Source organism: Pseudomonas sp. PDM03, assembly GCF_014852385.1.
Classification (GTDB): domain Bacteria; phylum Pseudomonadota; class Gammaproteobacteria; order Pseudomonadales; family Pseudomonadaceae; genus Aquipseudomonas; species Aquipseudomonas migulae.
Map to the genome: position 1 here is coordinate 120,846 of NZ_JACVBM010000005.1, position 15,691 is coordinate 136,536.

The following is a 15,691-nucleotide window of genomic DNA, read 5'->3' on the forward strand; positions in this document are numbered from 1 at the left end:
AACCCAAATTGCAGACACAACCCTCTTGCACCACCACTCTCCTGCCGACAAGCTATGATCTTCGCTATATCGTCCGACGGAAAAAAAGGCTGGCCCACATGCGTATTCTTATCACCGGCGGCGCCGGTTTCATCGGCTCTGCCCTGGTTCGCCAGCTGATTCGGCACACCGAGCATGAAGTGCTCAACCTGGACAAACTGACCTATGCGGGCAATCTCGAATCGCTGACCAGCATTGCCACCGACACTCGCTACGAGTTCGTGCAAGCCGATATTGTCGATCAAGCCACCGTGAGCGCCGTACTGACACGTTTCCAGCCACACGCCATCATGCACCTGGCGGCTGAGTCCCATGTCGACCGCTCCATCGATGGGCCTTCGGACTTCATTCAAACCAATATCGTCGGCACCTACAGCCTGCTGGAAGCCACTCGCGCCTACTGGCACACCCTGGCCGAGCCGGAAAAAAGCGCCTTCCGCTTCCACCATATCTCCACCGATGAAGTCTACGGCGACCTGCACGGTGTCGATGATCTGTTCACCGAAACGACTTCGTACGCGCCAAGCTCGCCGTACTCCGCCAGCAAAGCGGCCTCGGACCACCTCGTCCGCGCATGGCAGCGCACCTACGGGCTGCCGGTTTTGCTGACCAACTGCTCGAACAACTATGGCCCGTTCCACTTCCCCGAAAAATTGATTCCGCTGGTGATTCTCAACGCGCTGGCCGGCAAACCGCTGCCGGTCTACGGAAACGGCCTGCAGATCCGCGACTGGCTGTTCGTCGAGGATCACGCACGAGCGTTGCTCAAAGTAGTCACCGAAGGTGTCGTCGGCGAGACCTACAACATTGGCGGACACAACGAACAGACGAACATCGACGTGGTGCGCAGCATCTGTGCCCTGCTCGAAGAACTTGCCCCGGTCAAACCAGCCGGTGTTACCCGATATGCCGACTTGATCACCTTCGTCCAGGACCGCCCCGGGCACGATCTGCGTTACGCGATCGATGCCGGCAAAATCGAGCGCGACCTGGGTTGGGTGCCAGAAGAAACCTTCGAAACCGGTCTGCGCAAAACCGTTCAGTGGTATCTGGAAAACCTGGAATGGTGCCGCCGCGTTCAAGATGGCAGTTATCAGGGTGAACGACTAGGCTCCACCGATATCAAGGAGTTACTCGCATGATGAAAGGAATTGTGTTGGCTGGAGGGTCGGGCACGCGCCTGCACCCGATCACGCTAGGCGTTTCCAAACAGCTGTTGCCGATCTACGACAAGCCGATGATCTACTACCCGATCTCGGTGTTGATGCTGGCTGGCATCAAGGAAATCCTGGTGATTTCCACCCCGCAGGATCTGCCGCAGTACCGCAACCTGCTGGGTGACGGCAGTCAGTTCGGCGTCCATTTCAGCTACGCCGAACAGCCTACGCCGGATGGCCTGGCCCAGGCGTTTCTGATTGGTGAGGAATTCATCGGCGACGACCCGGTGTGCCTGATCCTCGGTGACAACATCTTCCATGGCCAGCACTTCGGTGGCCAGTTGCAAAGAGCGGCGCAGCAAACCAGCGGCGCGACGGTATTTGGCTATTGGGTCAAGGATCCGGAGCGCTTTGGCGTGATCGACTTCGACGCAGAAGGCCGCGCCATCTCGATCGAAGAAAAACCGCTCAAGCCAAAGTCCAGCTATGCGGTCACCGGGCTGTATTTCTACGATAACGACGTTATCCGCATTGCCAAGGCCGTCAAACCGTCACCGCGCGGCGAGCTGGAAATCACCGATGTGAACAACGCCTATCTGCAACGCGGCAAACTTCAGGTCGAGCGCTTTACCCGCGGTTTCGCCTGGCTCGACACCGGCACTCACGACAGCCTGCTCGAAGCGTCGCAATATGTGCAAACCATCGAGCACCGCCAGGGACTGAAAGTGGCCTGTCTCGAAGAAATTGCCTACATGAATGGCTGGATCGATCGCGAGCACTTGCTTGAGCGAGCGAAGTATTTCGGCAAGACCGGTTATGGCCAGTATCTCTATACGATTGCCGGAGAAGCGTAATGAAAGTCACCCCCACCCAGTTACCAGGTGTGCTGATTATCGAGCCGAAGGTCTTTGGTGACGAACGTGGGTTTTTCTATGAAAGTTTCAATGTCCGTGAATTTGAAAACGCCACCGGCCTCAAGAAAGCGTTCGTTCAAGACAACCACTCGCGTTCGCGAAAAGGCGTGCTGCGTGGCATGCACTATCAGGTGCAACACACCCAGGGCAAGCTGGTTCGGGTGACTGCGGGGGAAGTGCTCGATGTGGCCCTTGATGTCCGCCGCAGTTCGCCAAACTTCGGACGCTGGGCCAGTGTGCGTTTGTCCGCACAGAACAATCGCCAGTTGTGGATACCGGAAGGCTTCGCCCATGGCTTCCTGGTACTCAGCGAGTACGCCGAGTTTCTCTACAAAACCACCGACTATTACGACCCGGCGTCAGATCGCTGCATTCGCTGGGACGATCCGACACTGGCCATCGACTGGGAACTGGAAGAAGCGCCTCAACTGTCGGAAAAGGACCAACACGGTAAAAGCTGGCAGGAATCTGAACTGCTTCCATGAAAATCCCTTTGCGAATTCTCATCATTGGCCAGCACGGCCAGGTCGCCCGCGAACTGCAGCGCCGCTTGAGCGCGGCTGATGAACTCATGGTGCTGGGGCGCGATCAACTCGATCTGGCTCAACCGGAACAGATTCGCCAACAGGTCCGGCTCGCTCATCCCGACCTGATCATCAACGCCGCCGCTCACACGGCGGTCGATCGGGCAGAAAGCGAACCTGAGCTGGCGTTCGCCATCAACGCGACGGGCCCGGGAATTCTGGCCGAAGAAGCACTGACGCTGGGCATCCCGCTGATTCACTACTCCACCGATTATGTGTTCGACGGCAGCAAGGGCGAGCCTTACAACGAAGCCGACGCGCCCCAGCCGCTGGGGGTTTACGGCCAGAGCAAACTGGCTGGCGAACAAGCCATCACGGCGGTGGGAGGCATGCATCTGATTCTGCGCACCAGCTGGGTCTACTCGGCCAGTGGCAGCAATTTCCTGCTGACGATGCAGCGTCTGCTGCAAGAAAAACCCGAGTTGCGCATCGTTGCCGATCAGATCGGCGCGCCCACCTGGGCCGGCACGATCGCCAACAGCACCCTCGCCCTGATCGAACGCTGGCAGGCCGGTGAGCCGGGCGCCTGGGGCACTTATCACCTGACCGCTCAAGGTGAAACCTCATGGTTCGGTTTCGCCCAGGCCATTGGTGAAGCACTACGCAAACAGGGCAAGCCTTGCGCGCACCTGTTGCCCATCCCTTCCAGCGAATACCCGACGCCTGCCGTCCGACCGTTGAATTCGCGCCTCGATTGCAGTCGCTTGCTCCGCGAATGGGGTGTCAGTCAGCCAGACTGGCAAACCGCGTTGCGCGAGTGTCTTGCCGGGCAAGCCTAGGCATAATGCGCCTGTACCCTCAGGCGCCTGATGCTCATGACTCCGACCCTCCCCCGCAGACCCCGTTGGCGTAGCCTCGCCCTGCTGGCGCTGTGCCTGGCGCCGTTGCTGTGGCCGCTGGAGCATCTGGCCGAGCGTTATTACCGCAGCGAACTGGCCGGGCAGAACCGGCAGACCCTCGACCTGTACGTCGCCAACCTGCTGGGCACCCTGCACCGATATGAAGTGCTGCCGCAGATCCTCGGCGACCTGCCGGCCCTGCGCGCCACGCTCGGGGCCCCCGACGACGGTGTGACCCAAGGCAATGCCAACCGCCTGCTGAAGAACATCAGCGCGCAGACTGGTGCCGAAGTCATGTACCTGATGGACACCACCGGCAAGACCCTCGCGGCGTCCAACTGGGACAAACACGACAGCTTCGTCGGCCGGAATTTTTCGTTTCGCCCCTACTTCAGCGAAGCCATGGCCGGGCGTCTCGGGCGGTTTTTCGGGCTGGGCACCACCTCGGCCAAACGCGGTTACTTCTTTGCGGCGGCCGTGCGCGACGGCGAAAAAATCCTCGGCGTGCTGGTGGTCAAGGTCGACCTGGACCACACCGAAAGCCTTTGGGGCAAAACCCCGGAACAACTGCTGGTCACCGACCACAACGGCGTGGTCATCCTCACCTCGCGGCCAGAATGGCGATTCCGCGCGACCCGGCCACTGGGCGAGGGCGAGCGCGAGGCAATCACCGCGATTCAACCCTATCCGACCCGCGACCCGAAGCCGTTGAATCTCAATCCCGACGCCTGGCTGACCCAAACCCGGCAGATCGACGAAACCGGCTGGAGCGTCAGCATTCTTGCACCGCGCACCTTGATTGATCGCCCGGTGCGCACGGTGGTCGCCATCGGCGGCGCGACGCTGCTGGTGTTGATGCTGCTGCTCGGCCTGATGATGCAACGGCGCCGTCACTACCTTGAACGGATCGCCTTTGAAGCCAAGGCCCGGCGCGAACTGGAAGGCCGGGTCGCTGAACGAACCAGCGACCTCGAAGGACTGAACCGCCGACTGAAACAGGAAGTGCTGGAGCGCGAACACGCCCAGCAGGAACTGGTACGCGCCCAGGATGACCTGGTGCAGGCCGGCAAGTTGTCGGCGCTCGGGACCATGTCGGCAAGCATCAGCCATGAACTGAATCAACCGCTGGCCGCCATCCGCAGCTATGCGGAAAACGCCGAAGTGCTGCTCGATCATCAGCGCACCGACGATGCGCGCGGCAACCTCAAACTGATCAGCGAACTGACCGGGCGCATGGCTTCGATCATCGCGCACCTGCGTGCCTTTGCCCGGCGTGATCGCCACGCGCCGGAAAGCGTCGCGTTGCAACCGGCGCTCGACGACGCGCTGGCGCTGTTGGCCAAGCGTCGGCGGAGCATGGAAGTCGAGCTGATCCGCGATTTGCCCGCCGCCACGCTGTGGGTCGAAGCCGGGGAAACCCGTCTGCGCCAGGTGCTCGGCAATCTGCTGGCCAACGCACTGGACGCGCTGACGGAAAAAGGCCCGCCGCGTAAACTCTGGTTGAGTGCCCAATCCACCGCCGACGGCGTCAATCTGTACATTCGCGACAACGGCCCCGGCTTTTGCATGGAGGCTCTTGGCCGCGCCAGCGAGCCTTTCTACACCACCAAGACCCGCACGCAGGGCTTGGGTCTGGGGCTGGCGATTTGCGAAACCCTGATGCGCGCCTTCGGCGGTGAACTGTCGTTCGCCAACCACAAGGAAGGCGGCGCCCTGATTACCCTGAAACTGCGCGCAGGCGCACCGGGCGTGAGCCTGCAACCGTCCGAGGACCGAAGTGCATGACCATCGACAACCGCATCCAGGTCGTGCTGATCGACGATGATCCCCATCTGCGCCAGGCCCTGAGCCAGACGCTGGATCTGGCCGGCCTGAAAATCCTGCCGCTTGCCGAAGCCAAGGGCCTGGCCGCGCAACTGGAACGCGACTGGCCGGGTGTGGTGGTCAGCGATATCCGCATGCCCGGCATGGACGGTCTCGAACTGCTGACCGAACTGCACGCCCAGGACCCGGAGCTGCCGGTGCTGCTGATCACCGGTCACGGCGACGTGCCGCTGGCGGTGCAAGCCATGCGCGCCGGGGCTTATGACTTTCTGGAAAAACCCTTCGCCAGCGACGCCTTGCTCGACAGCGTGCGCCGCGCGCTGGCCCTGCGCCGACTGGTGCTGGACAACCGCAGCTTGCGTCTGGCCCTCAGTGATCGCAATGAACTGAGCACAAGACTGGTCGGGCAATCGGCGCCAATGCTGCGTCTGCGCGAGCAGATCGGCGCACTGGCGGCGACCAAGGCCGATGTGCTGATCCTCGGCGAAACCGGCGCCGGCAAAGAAGTCGTGGCGCGGGCGCTGCACGATTTGTCGAACCGGCGTAATGGCCCGTTCGTGGCGATCAACGCTGGGGCTCTGGCCGAATCCGTAGTGGAAAGCGAGTTGTTCGGTCACGAGCCGGGCGCGTTTACCGGTGCGCAGAAGCGCCGTATCGGCAAGTTCGAATTCGCCAGCGGCGGCACGGTTTTCCTCGATGAAATCGAAAGCATGAGCCTGGACGTGCAGGTGAAATTGCTGCGTTTGCTGCAAGAACGTGTAGTCGAGCGTCTGGGCGGCAATCAGTTGATCCCGCTGGACATCCGCATCATCGCCGCGACCAAGGAAGACCTGCGCCAGGCCGCCGATCAGGGCCGCTTCCGCGCCGACTTGTATTACCGCCTGAACGTCGCCCCGCTGCGCATTCCGCCGCTGCGCGAACGCGGTGAAGATGCGCTGATGCTGTTCCAGCACTTCGCCGATGAGGCCAGTGCTCGCCATGGCTTGCCGCCCCACGAACTGCAACCGGGGCAACGGGCGCTGCTGCTGCGTCACACCTGGCCGGGCAACGTGCGGGAGTTGCAAAACGCCGCCGAGCGTTTTGCCCTGGGCCTCGAACTTGCGCTGGACAACAACGCGCCGGATGGCACGGCGGGCACAACGGTTGAAGCGCTCAGCGGTGGCTTGAGCGAGCAGGTGGAAAACTTCGAAAAATCGCTGATTGCCGCCGAACTGGCGCGCTCTCACAGCTCGGTGCGCAGTCTCGCCGAAGCCCTCGGCATTCCGCGCAAAACCTTGCACGACAAACTGCGCAAGCACGGGCTGAATTTCGCCGACCACCACCCGAGCGACGAACTCGATTGATCGACCGTCAAACCGTCCTCTTCAAACAAAAGGTCCCGTCATGAACCGCGACAGTCGTCACCTGGAATCAGTCCTCCATCGCGACATTCCCCTGACGCAAGCCATGGGCATCAAAGTGCTCGACTGGCACGACCAGCAACTGCGCCTGCACTTGCCGCTGGAAGCCAACGTCAATCACAAAAGCACCATGTTCGGCGGCAGCCTGTACTGCGGCGCGGTGCTGGCGGGTTGGGGCTGGCTGCATTTGCGTTTGCGCGAAGAAGGCATTGAAGACGGGCACATCGTGATTCACGAAGGGCAAATCAGCTATCCGCTGCCGGTGACCATGGACGCGACCGCGATTTGCCAGGCGCCGAGTGCGGCGGTGTGGAAGAAGTTTCTGGCGATGTATCAGCGCTATGGAAGAGCGCGGTTGACGCTGCATTCGCGGATTGTGAATGCCGATAGCGATGAAGACGCCGTGAGGTTTGCCGGGCAGTACGTCCTGCACCGGTAAGCCTCAGCGGCTGATCGTTCCCACACTCCGCGTGGGACGATCTCATCTTTGTAGGAGCCGGCTTGCTGGCGATCCAATCAACGCGGTGTATCTGTTCGACCGCATCGCCTGGATCGCCAGCAAGCCGGCTCCTACAAGGTGGCGAGCTTCAGAAGTTTTTCGCGCCAGGCGGCTTTCGCTGGCAGCGCCAGGAAAAACGCGTTCCGCAAAGACTCCCGCGCCGGGTAGCTGAACGGCACGCCGCTCAACTCCAATACCTCACCACCCGCACCTTCCAAAACACCTTGGGCCGCCGCCGTATCCCACTGCGAAGTCGGCGCCAGACGCGGGTAACAATCCGCCGCCCCTTCCGCCAACAAACAAAACTTCAGCGAACTGCCGATGTTGGCCAGTTGCAGCTCACCCAGGCTGTCGCTCAACCCGGCGAGCAAGCGCTCTTGCTCTGGGCTCGAATGCCGACGGCTGGCGACGACCGTGAAGGCCTCACCCGGGGCGGGCACGGTGCGAACCTGAATCGGCAGCGGCTCGGCGTCCTTATCACCACGCCACGCGCCCAGACCGGCACCACCGACGTAGAAGCGTCCATTGGTCGGCATCGACACCACGCCAAACACCACTCGCCCCTGCTCGATCAACGCAATGTTGACGGTAAATTCTTCGCTGCCGGAGATGAACTCCTTGGTGCCGTCCAGCGGATCCACCAGCCACCAGCGCTGCCAGCCGGCACGCACGCTCTGCGGGATGTTGGCGTCTTCTTCAGACAACACCGGGATGCTCGGGTCCAGCGCGGTCAGGCCGGCCAGAATCAGATGATGAGCGGCCAGGTCGGCAGCGGTGACCGGTGAATCGTCGGCCTTGGCGGTCACGGTCGTGCCGGTGCGCCAGAACGGCAGGATCGCGTCGCCCGCCTTCAATGCCAGTTCAATCACCGGCGCCATCAATGGATGAGGGAAAATCATGGCAGGAACACTCCGCGCTGGGTCAGCAAATCTCGGGTCAGGTACAGCGCCGCCAAGGCACGGCCCTCGGTGAATTTCGGGTTCTGGGCCAAGGCCGACAGCTCTCGCAGGTTGATCTTGTCCACGCGCATCGGTTCAGGCTCGTCGCCTTCAAGCCGTTCTTCGTACAGATCGGTGGCCAGCACCACCTGAATTTTCTGGCTCATGTAGCCCGGCGACAAGGACAGCTCGGTGAGGTGTTCCAGTTGTCGCGCGCCATACCCGGCTTCTTCCTTGAGCTCACGCTCGGCCGCCGCCAGCACGTCTTCACCCGGCTCGATCAAGCCTTTGGGCAGCGACATCTCGTATTCATCGGTGCCGCCGCAATATTCCTCGACCAGCACCGCGTGATCCGCGTCGAGCATCGCCACGATCATCACCGCGCCATACCCGGCGCCTTTGCCGACCAGCCGCTCATAGGTGCGCTCCACGCCATTGGAAAAGCGCAATTTCAGCTCTTCGACGCAGAACAAGCGGCTGGTGGCGACGATCTCGCGGGCGAGGATGGTGGGTTTCTGGCGCATGAAAAGCTCCTTGGCGTGAACGCGTTACTATACCCGGCCTATCCTGATTGTTGACCTCGGATATCTCTTTTACCGCTGGAGAAGTTTTTTATGTCCCTGCTGCCCTGGCGAGACATCGACACCGTTCTGCTCGATATGGACGGCACGCTGCTGGACCTGCACTTCGACAACCATTTCTGGCTGGAACACTTGCCCCAGCGTTACGCCGACTTGCACGGGGTGAGCCGGGCCATGGCCGAGATGGAATTGCAGCCACTGTTTGAACGCCATGCCGGTCAGTTGCAGTGGTATTGCCTGGATTTCTGGAGCGCCGAACTGAAGCTGCCGGTGCGCGAACTGAAACTGGAAACCGCGCACCTGATCGCGTTGCGCCCGGACGCGGATACGTTTCTGGAGGCGATCAAGCAGGCCGGCAAGCGGGTGGTGATGATCACCAATGCACATCGGGATTCGCTGTCACTGAAACTGGAACGAATTGAACTGGCGCCGTATTTCGAGCGGTTGATCAGCTCGCATGATTACGGTTTTCCCAAAGAGAATCCGCAGTTCTGGCAGGCATTGCAGGCGGATATCGGTTTTGATCCGGCGCGCAGCCTGTTTATCGACGATACGTTATCGATCCTGCGCAGTGCGCGGGATTTTGGGGTCGCGCATTTGTTGGCGGTGAAGGAGCCGGACAGCCGCAAGGGGCCGAAGGACACGGCGGAGTTTGCGGCGGTGGTTGATTATCGTGGGCTGATTGCGGGCCTATAGACCGAAGTGTCTGCATCGCCAGCAAGCCGGCTCCTACAGGATTGTAGTCGTACGCACTATTTGTGAACGACACAAAACCTGTAGGAGCCGGCTTGCTGGCGATGCAGGCGACTCGGTCTTAAACCCTACTCAGGAATCCGCAACGACTGCCCCGGATAAATCTTGTTCACATCCTTGAGCATCGGCTTGTTGGCTTCGAAGATTTTTTGATACTTGTTGGCATCGCCATACACGCGCAAGGAAATCGCGCTAAGGGTGTCGCCCTTCACAACCGTGACAAAGGTTGCGGCCTTCACCACCGGCCCGGTCACCGTAATCTGGTCATCCACGCTGCCGACACCGGCGATATTGCCCACGGCCAGCAGGATTTTTTCTTTCTCTTCCTGGCTCGCAACCTCACCGGTCACCGTGACTTTGTCGCCATCTACCGTCGCTTGCACATTCGGATTGCCCAGGCCGACCTTACTGATGTGTTCCTTCAACTGCTCGCTGGCATTGGCGTTGCCCGGCGTCAGCAAATCGATAAGCTTTTCGCCTGCTTCTTTTACAAAGCTAAAAATACTCATGGTGCACTCTCCTTGGTTTTTGGTTCCAGACGCAAAAGCCTAGACCAAGGTTGCAACACCCGGTTCCTACCCGACCAATGACGCCGCTTGCCCTCAGGCGCTAGAATCCCGACCTTCCCGCGCCCTGGAGCGAAGATGGACATCAAGCAGCTGAAATTCCTCATCGCCCTCGACGAAACCCGCCATTTCGGCCAGGCCGCTGCACGTTGTCACGTCACTCAGCCGACCCTGTCCATGCGTTTGCGCAGCCTTGAGGAAGAACTCGAGTTACCGTTGGTCAACCGTGGCCAGCGCTTCGAAGGCTTCACCGCGCCGGGCGAGCGGGTGCTGGCGTGGGCGCGCACGGTGCTCGCGGCCTACGACGGTTTGCAGGCCGAAGCTGCCGCCTGTCGCGGCAACCTGGTCGGTACGCTGCGCCTGGGCGTGGTGCCGTTGTCGAGTTTCGACCCGCTGCCGCTGCTGCAACGCTTGCACGGCGAACACCCGAACCTGCGCTTCGAACTCTCGGCGCTGAGCTCCGAGCAGATCCTCGAACAACTGGCGAACAATCGCCTGGATCTTGGCGTGTCGTACCTGGAGCGTCTGGACGCCGAACGTTTCGATTCCCTGGCGTTCAGCGAAACGCGAATGGGCCTGCTCTACGATCAGCGCTTCTTCACGTTCGGCGAGGCGCCGCTGAGCTGGGAGTCGCTGATCGAATTGCCGCTGGGCATGCTCACCAGCGGCATGCATTTCCGCCAGTCCATCGACCACAATTTCCACAGCCGCGGCCTTACTCCGCAGCCGTTGTTGCAAACCGATGCCGTGCATCAACTGTTACAAGCTGTTCATGGCGGGTTGTGTTGCGCCGTGATGCCGCTCGAAGGCGGCCTGGAAAACCTGACTGACCATCTGCGCCTGCAACCGATCGAAAACGCCCAGACCCTCGGCCGGCTGGGGCTCATCATGCGGCGCAGCGCACCGCGCTCGGCGTTGGCGGAGGCCTGTTTCGCGATCTATCAACAATCATTGACAAGCTCTTGATCGACGCCATCTATCGGTAGATCAGTAATAGCGATTAGACGCGACAACTTGTCGCGCATAGGCTTAAAGCTGACTAAACCGTCGGTGATGCCTCATGAACGCCAAGCGTCCTGTTTGCGCGGCGCCAGCCCTCGAAACGCCCGCGCCCGCCGCCAGCCAAACGTACAGTTACAGCGATTTTCAATACACCGAATCGGCCAGTACCGCGCTCGCCGAGGAAGTTGCGTTGGCGATTGCCTACAACGGTATCAGTCAGGCAGTGATGCTGGTGACGCCGACGGACCTGGAAGACTTCATCGTCGGTTTCAGCCTCGGCAGCGGCATCATCGAAGACGCCTCCGACATTTATGACCTGCAACTGAGCGGTTCGGGATCGGCGCAGTACGCGCAAGTGACCATCGCCAACCGCGCCTTCTGGAACCTCAAGCAGCAACGTCGGCAACTGGCCGGCACCAGCGGCTGCGGGCTCTGCGGTGTGGAAGCGGTCGAACAGGCCTTGCCGGACCTCAAAGTGTTGCCCGGCGCGCCACTGCCGCCCGCCGAATGGCTCGACGGTTTGCGCCAGCGTATCGGCGCGTTCCAGCCACTCGGCCAACATTGCGGCGCGGTGCATGCGGCGGTATTCATGAACGCTCATGGCGAATTGCTGCTGGGCCGCGAGGACATTGGCCGGCACAACGCGCTCGACAAGCTGATTGGCGGGCTGATCCGGCAAAAGATCCCGACCACTGGCGGCCTCGCGATTGTCACCAGTCGTTGCAGCCTCGAATTGATCCAGAAAGTACTGCGCGCAGGCATCCAGACCCTGGTCAGCCTGTCGTCGCCCACGGGCCTTGCCGTGCAATGGGCCCGTCGTCACAACCTGAACCTTATCCATCTGCCACAGAAGAATGCGCCTCGGGTCTACAGCCCGGCTTTGGAGAATCAAGCGTGAGTCAACACCGTCAAGCCGACCAGAAACCCGTCCCCCGCTACAAGCCCTACAAGGGCCCAGCCGGTGGCTGGGGCGCACTGATCAGCGTCGCCCAGGCCTGGTTGACCAGCGACAACGCGCTGAAAAACCTGCGCATCATGCTCAAGACCAATCAGAACGGCGGCTTCGACTGCCCGGGTTGCGCCTGGGGCGATTCGCCGGAAAAGGGCATGGTGATGTTCTGCGAGAACGGCGCCAAAGCGGTGAACTGGGAAGCGACCAAACGGGCCGTCAACCCGGCATTCTTCGCCAAACACAGCGTCACCTCGCTGCTGGAACAAAGTGATTACTGGCTTGAATATCAGGGGCGCCTGACCGAGCCGATGCGCTACAACGCCGAAACCGATCGCTACCAACCGATCAGCTGGGATGACGCCTTCACCCTGATCGCCAAACATCTGCGCGGTTTGTCGAGCCCGGATCAAGCCGAGTTCTACACCTCGGGACGTGCCAGCAACGAAGCGGCTTTCCTCTATCAGTTGTTCGTGCGCGCCTATGGCACCAATAATTTCCCCGACTGCTCGAACATGTGCCACGAGGCCAGCGGTGTCGCGTTGGCGCAGAGCGTTGGGGTCGGTAAAGGCACCGTGACCTTCGACGACTTCGAACACGCCGATGCGATTTTCGTCTGGGGCCAGAACCCCGGCACCAACCACCCTCGGATGCTCGAACCGCTACGTGAAGCCGTGAAACGTGGCGCGCAAGTGGTGTGCATCAACCCGCTCAAAGAACGCGGCCTGGAACGCTTCCAGCACCCGCAACACCCGATCGAAATGCTCACCAACGGCGACAAACCGACCAACACCGCCTATTTCCGTCCGGCCTTGGGCGGCGACATGGCAGTACTGCGCGGCATGGCGAAATTCCTGCTGCAATGGGAGCGCGACGCGCAGAAAGCCGGTGAGCCTGCCGTGTTCGACCACGACTTCCTCAATGAACACAGTGTCAACGTGCTGGAGTACCTGGGCACTGTCGACGATACGCCGTGGGAGCAGATCGTCGAGCAGTCCGGCCTGACCCTCGTGGAAATCGAGCAAGCGGCGCGCATGTATGCCAAAGGCAAGAACGTGATCATGTGCTGGGCGATGGGTATCACCCAACATCGCCATTCGGTCGCGACCATCCAGGAAATCGCCAACCTGATGCTGCTGCGCGGCAACATTGGCCGCCCCGGCGCCGGCCTGTGCCCGGTGCGTGGCCACAGTAACGTGCAGGGCGACCGCACGATGGGCATCAACGAGCGTCCGCCGGTGGCGATCCTCGATTCCCTGGAGCGTCGCTTCCAGTTCAAAGTGCCGCGCGAAAATGGTCATAACGTGGTCGAGGCGATCCACGCCATGGCCGAAGGTCGTGCAAAAGTGTTCATCGCTCTGGGCGGTAACTTCGCCCAGGCCACTCCGGACAGCACGCGCACCTTCCAGGCTCTGAGCAACTGCGACCTGACCGTACAGATCAGCACCAAGCTCAACCGCAGCCATTTGGCTCACGGCAAGGAAGCACTGATCCTGCCGTGCCTGGGCCGCACTGACATCGATATCCAGACCGAAGGCCCGCAAGCGGTGACCGTGGAAGATTCGTTCAGCATGGTCCATGCATCCAACGGCCAGTTGCAGGCGCTGTCGAACCAGATGCGCTCCGAGCCGGCGATCATCGCCGGCATTGCCGCTGCGACCCTGGGCAGCAAACCGGTGGACTGGAACTGGCTGGTGGCCGATTACTCGCGCATTCGTGACCTGATTGCCGATACGATTCCGGGCTTCAAGGACTTCAACGAGAAGATCAAGAATCCGGGCGGCTTCTACCTCGGCAACAGTGCCGGTTCCCGTCGCTGGAACACCGCGTCGGGCCGGGCGAATTTCCGGGCGAACGTCCTGCCCAAGGACCTGGTGCACGAGCGCACGCGCTCCACAGGCGTGTTGCCGGACCTGATCATGCAGTCGATGCGCTCCCACGATCAGTACAACACCACCATTTATGGCCTCGACGACCGTTATCGAGGCGTGAAAGGTCAGCGTGATGTGTTGTTTGTGAACGAGGCGGATATTATTCGCCTGGGGTTCAAACCGGGACAGAAGGCTGACATCGTTTCGATCTGGGACGATGGCCGTGAGCGTCGGGTGAAAGGCTTCACGCTGCTGGCGTTTGATATTCCTGCGGGGCAGGCTGCTGCGTATTACCCGGAAGTGAATCCGCTGGTGCCGCTGGAGAGCACTGGGGATGGCAGCCATACGCCGACGTCGAAGTTTGTGGCGATCCGGTTGGAAGCGGCGAGTGAGATCGGGTTGATTTTGGCGAAGTCTGCCTAAAGTTTCGACTGATCCGAAGCCATCGCGAGCAGGCTCGCTCCCACATTTGATCTTCATTGACCACAGCATTTGTGTTCCACCAAGATCCACTGTGGGAGCGAGCCTGCTCGCGATGGCTTCGGATCAGGCAACACATGTATCCGCACCATCCGACGACTTTCCAATCGCCCACAAAAAAGGCCGTTTTTTCACAAAAACGGCCATTCCGAAGTAGCTAAAGACCGGCGAAAAACACTTAAGTTCCAGCTAAAAAACAGTAACTTATAGAAATGTGCTGAAGTCGTGTTACTCGTCGGATTTCGATTGTCAGCCTTACGACACAGCCTCAGGATCGCGCCGTCATCCCCTTGAGGTTCCTCAAATGAAGTTCTCCTCGATTCTCTTGTTGTCCCTTGGCCTGGTCAGTGGCTTCGCTTCTGCCGGAGGCACCACCGAAGCAGGTGTGGGCGGCGCATTGGGCGGGGTTTTGGGCTCGGTCGTCGGTCAATCGCTAGGCGGCAGCACAGGTTCAACCATTGGCGCGGCCCTGGGCGGCGCGGGTGGTAGCGCAGTCGGCGCAGACAAACGCAGCCGTGGCGAAGCGGCCATTGGCGGTGCGTTGGGCGCAGCAGGCGGTAACGTGGTCGGCCGCAGCATGGGCGGCACCACCGGCAGCCTGATCGGCTCCGCAGCAGGCGGCGGCGCCGGTGGCGCGCTGGGTAACTACATGGGCAACAAAAGCGATGACGAGGACGATGATCGTCGCTCCTATCGCGGTCATGGTGACGACCGTCGCTACTACCGTGATGGTCGCCATGATCGTGGCCACCATTACGGCCACCGCAAGCACAAACATCGCTATCACGACTGAGGCTTGAATCGCCTCGTTTACCGGTAGATCAAAAAAATCGCAGCCCAAGGGCTGCGATTTTTTTTGCCCCTCAAACCACCAATCGCTCCAGCGCACCTCGCAACCCGGCAGGAATCGCCACGGGCTGATTCGACACCCGATCCACAAACACATGCACGAAACGCCCCGCGGCGCAGGCTTCGTCTTCACCGGCCTTGAACACCGCCAATTCGTATTGCACCGAACTGTTGCCCAACTTGCCCACGCGCAAACCGATCTCGATCCGCTCAGGGAAAGCGATGGAAGCAAAATAATCGCAAGCCGAACTCACCACAAAACCCACGACTTCGCCGTCATGAATATCCAGGCCGCCGACTTCGATCAGGTAGGTGTTCACCGCCGTGTCGAAGAAGCTGTAGTAGGTGACGTTGTTGACGTGACCGTAGGCATCGTTGTCGTGCCAGCGCGTGGTGATGGGCTGGAAGTGCGGGTAGTCGGTGCGTTGGGGCATGGGGTTGGACAT

At 60.7% G+C, this 15,691-nt stretch carries 16 protein-coding genes; 12 read left to right on the forward strand and 4 right to left on the reverse strand.

What is annotated here, in order from left to right; all coding sequences use genetic code 11:
• Window positions 1-98 precede the first annotated feature (98 nt).
• From rfbB to IB254_RS10470, 7 genes are read left to right on the forward strand one after another with little or no spacing between them, the layout of a single operon-like run.
• Window positions 99-1,181 (forward strand): dTDP-glucose 4,6-dehydratase, encoded by a 1,083-nt coding sequence (rfbB, locus tag IB254_RS10440; protein WP_008040110.1) that lies wholly within the window; start codon window positions 99-101, stop codon window positions 1,179-1,181.
• On the forward strand, window positions 1,178-2,050 hold the full coding sequence (gene rfbA / locus IB254_RS10445) for a glucose-1-phosphate thymidylyltransferase RfbA (protein WP_008040111.1): 873 nt from the start codon (window positions 1,178-1,180) through the stop codon (window positions 2,048-2,050). The genes rfbB and rfbA overlap by 4 nt, the downstream gene beginning before the upstream one ends.
• A complete protein-coding gene (gene rfbC / locus IB254_RS10450) occupies window positions 2,050-2,595 on the forward strand; it encodes a dTDP-4-dehydrorhamnose 3,5-epimerase (RefSeq protein WP_008040112.1) in 546 nt (181 codons plus the stop codon). The genes rfbA and rfbC overlap by 1 nt, the downstream gene beginning before the upstream one ends.
• Window positions 2,592-3,473 carry a dTDP-4-dehydrorhamnose reductase gene (gene rfbD / locus IB254_RS10455; protein ID WP_192417223.1) on the forward strand — a complete coding sequence of 294 codons (882 nt, stop codon included), beginning with the start codon at window positions 2,592-2,594 and terminating at the stop codon, window positions 3,471-3,473. Before rfbC ends, rfbD begins: the two co-directional genes overlap by 4 nt.
• A gap of 36 nt (window positions 3,474-3,509) precedes the next feature.
• Complete coding sequence (locus IB254_RS10460; RefSeq protein WP_032832528.1) at window positions 3,510-5,318, forward strand: sensor histidine kinase; 1,809 nt, start codon at window positions 3,510-3,512, stop codon at window positions 5,316-5,318.
• On the forward strand, window positions 5,315-6,700 hold the full coding sequence (locus IB254_RS10465) for a sigma-54-dependent transcriptional regulator (protein WP_192417224.1): 1,386 nt from the start codon (window positions 5,315-5,317) through the stop codon (window positions 6,698-6,700). Before IB254_RS10460 ends, IB254_RS10465 begins: the two co-directional genes overlap by 4 nt.
• A gap of 40 nt (window positions 6,701-6,740) precedes the next feature.
• Window positions 6,741-7,196 carry a thioesterase domain-containing protein gene (locus IB254_RS10470; RefSeq protein ID WP_192417225.1) on the forward strand — a complete coding sequence of 152 codons (456 nt, stop codon included), beginning with the start codon at window positions 6,741-6,743 and terminating at the stop codon, window positions 7,194-7,196.
• A gap of 131 nt (window positions 7,197-7,327) precedes the next feature.
• Here the strand turns inward: IB254_RS10470 and cysQ are convergent, their stop codons facing one another.
• Entirely contained in the window at window positions 7,328-8,155 is an 828-nt protein-coding gene (cysQ, locus tag IB254_RS10475) for a 3'(2'),5'-bisphosphate nucleotidase CysQ (protein ID WP_192417226.1), read from the reverse strand.
• Window positions 8,152-8,718 carry an ADP compounds hydrolase NudE gene (gene nudE / locus IB254_RS10480; RefSeq protein WP_008040117.1) on the reverse strand — a complete coding sequence of 189 codons (567 nt, stop codon included), beginning with the start codon at window positions 8,716-8,718 and terminating at the stop codon, window positions 8,152-8,154. The genes cysQ and nudE overlap by 4 nt, the downstream gene beginning before the upstream one ends.
• A 90-nt stretch (window positions 8,719-8,808) precedes the next feature.
• On the opposite strand from nudE, the gene yrfG reads away from it, so the two are divergent.
• Window positions 8,809-9,471: a GMP/IMP nucleotidase gene (yrfG, locus tag IB254_RS10485; protein ID WP_192417227.1), complete on the forward strand. Its 663-nt coding sequence runs from the start codon at window positions 8,809-8,811 to the stop codon at window positions 9,469-9,471.
• A 125-nt stretch (window positions 9,472-9,596) separates the two neighbouring features.
• Here yrfG and lysM read toward each other — a convergent pair whose 3' ends face one another.
• Window positions 9,597-10,037: a peptidoglycan-binding protein LysM gene (gene lysM / locus IB254_RS10490; RefSeq protein ID WP_084318267.1), complete on the reverse strand. Its 441-nt coding sequence runs from the start codon at window positions 10,035-10,037 to the stop codon at window positions 9,597-9,599.
• A gap of 135 nt (window positions 10,038-10,172) precedes the next feature.
• Here lysM and IB254_RS10495 point away from each other — a divergent pair, with 135 nt between their 5' ends.
• From IB254_RS10495 to IB254_RS10510, 4 genes are all read left to right on the forward strand, one after another.
• Entirely contained in the window at window positions 10,173-11,060 is an 888-nt protein-coding gene (locus tag IB254_RS10495; protein ID WP_192417228.1) for a LysR family transcriptional regulator, read from the forward strand.
• Between the two features lie 94 nt (window positions 11,061-11,154).
• Entirely contained in the window at window positions 11,155-11,994 is an 840-nt protein-coding gene (gene fdhD / locus IB254_RS10500; protein WP_192417229.1) for a formate dehydrogenase accessory sulfurtransferase FdhD, read from the forward strand.
• Window positions 11,991-14,339 carry an FdhF/YdeP family oxidoreductase gene (locus tag IB254_RS10505; protein WP_192417230.1) on the forward strand — a complete coding sequence of 783 codons (2,349 nt, stop codon included), beginning with the start codon at window positions 11,991-11,993 and terminating at the stop codon, window positions 14,337-14,339. Before fdhD ends, IB254_RS10505 begins: the two co-directional genes overlap by 4 nt.
• 361 nt (window positions 14,340-14,700) lie before the next feature.
• A complete protein-coding gene (locus IB254_RS10510) occupies window positions 14,701-15,189 on the forward strand; it encodes a glycine zipper domain-containing protein (RefSeq protein WP_192417231.1) in 489 nt (162 codons plus the stop codon).
• A 70-nt stretch (window positions 15,190-15,259) separates the two neighbouring features.
• Here IB254_RS10510 and IB254_RS10515 read toward each other — a convergent pair whose 3' ends face one another.
• A complete protein-coding gene (locus IB254_RS10515; protein ID WP_192417232.1) occupies window positions 15,260-15,691 on the reverse strand; it encodes an acyl-CoA thioesterase in 432 nt (143 codons plus the stop codon).

Bases quoted from the DNA above. Each gene is read 5' to 3' on its own strand.
- rfbA (WP_008040111.1), top strand. From the start codon at position 1,178: ATGATGAAAGGAATTGTGTTGGCTGGAGGGTCGGGCACGCGCCTGCAC.
- IB254_RS10460 (WP_032832528.1), top strand. From the start codon at position 3,510: ATGACTCCGACCCTCCCCCGCAGACCCCGTTGGCGTAGCCTCGCCCTG.
- rfbD (WP_192417223.1), top strand. From the start codon at position 2,592: ATGAAAATCCCTTTGCGAATTCTCATCATTGGCCAGCACGGCCAGGTC.
- IB254_RS10470 (WP_192417225.1), top strand. From the start codon at position 6,741: ATGAACCGCGACAGTCGTCACCTGGAATCAGTCCTCCATCGCGACATT.
- nudE (WP_008040117.1), bottom strand. From the start codon at position 8,718: ATGCGCCAGAAACCCACCATCCTCGCCCGCGAGATCGTCGCCACCAGC.
- cysQ (WP_192417226.1), bottom strand. From the start codon at position 8,155: ATGATTTTCCCTCATCCATTGATGGCGCCGGTGATTGAACTGGCATTG.
- yrfG (WP_192417227.1), top strand. From the start codon at position 8,809: ATGTCCCTGCTGCCCTGGCGAGACATCGACACCGTTCTGCTCGATATG.
- lysM (WP_084318267.1), bottom strand. From the start codon at position 10,037: ATGAGTATTTTTAGCTTTGTAAAAGAAGCAGGCGAAAAGCTTATCGAT.
- IB254_RS10495 (WP_192417228.1), top strand. From the start codon at position 10,173: ATGGACATCAAGCAGCTGAAATTCCTCATCGCCCTCGACGAAACCCGC.
- IB254_RS10465 (WP_192417224.1), top strand. From the start codon at position 5,315: ATGACCATCGACAACCGCATCCAGGTCGTGCTGATCGACGATGATCCC.
- IB254_RS10510 (WP_192417231.1), top strand. From the start codon at position 14,701: ATGAAGTTCTCCTCGATTCTCTTGTTGTCCCTTGGCCTGGTCAGTGGC.
- rfbB (WP_008040110.1), top strand. From the start codon at position 99: ATGCGTATTCTTATCACCGGCGGCGCCGGTTTCATCGGCTCTGCCCTG.
- fdhD (WP_192417229.1), top strand. From the start codon at position 11,155: ATGAACGCCAAGCGTCCTGTTTGCGCGGCGCCAGCCCTCGAAACGCCC.
- IB254_RS10515 (WP_192417232.1), bottom strand. From the start codon at position 15,691: ATGTCCAACCCCATGCCCCAACGCACCGACTACCCGCACTTCCAGCCC.
- rfbC (WP_008040112.1), top strand. From the start codon at position 2,050: ATGAAAGTCACCCCCACCCAGTTACCAGGTGTGCTGATTATCGAGCCG.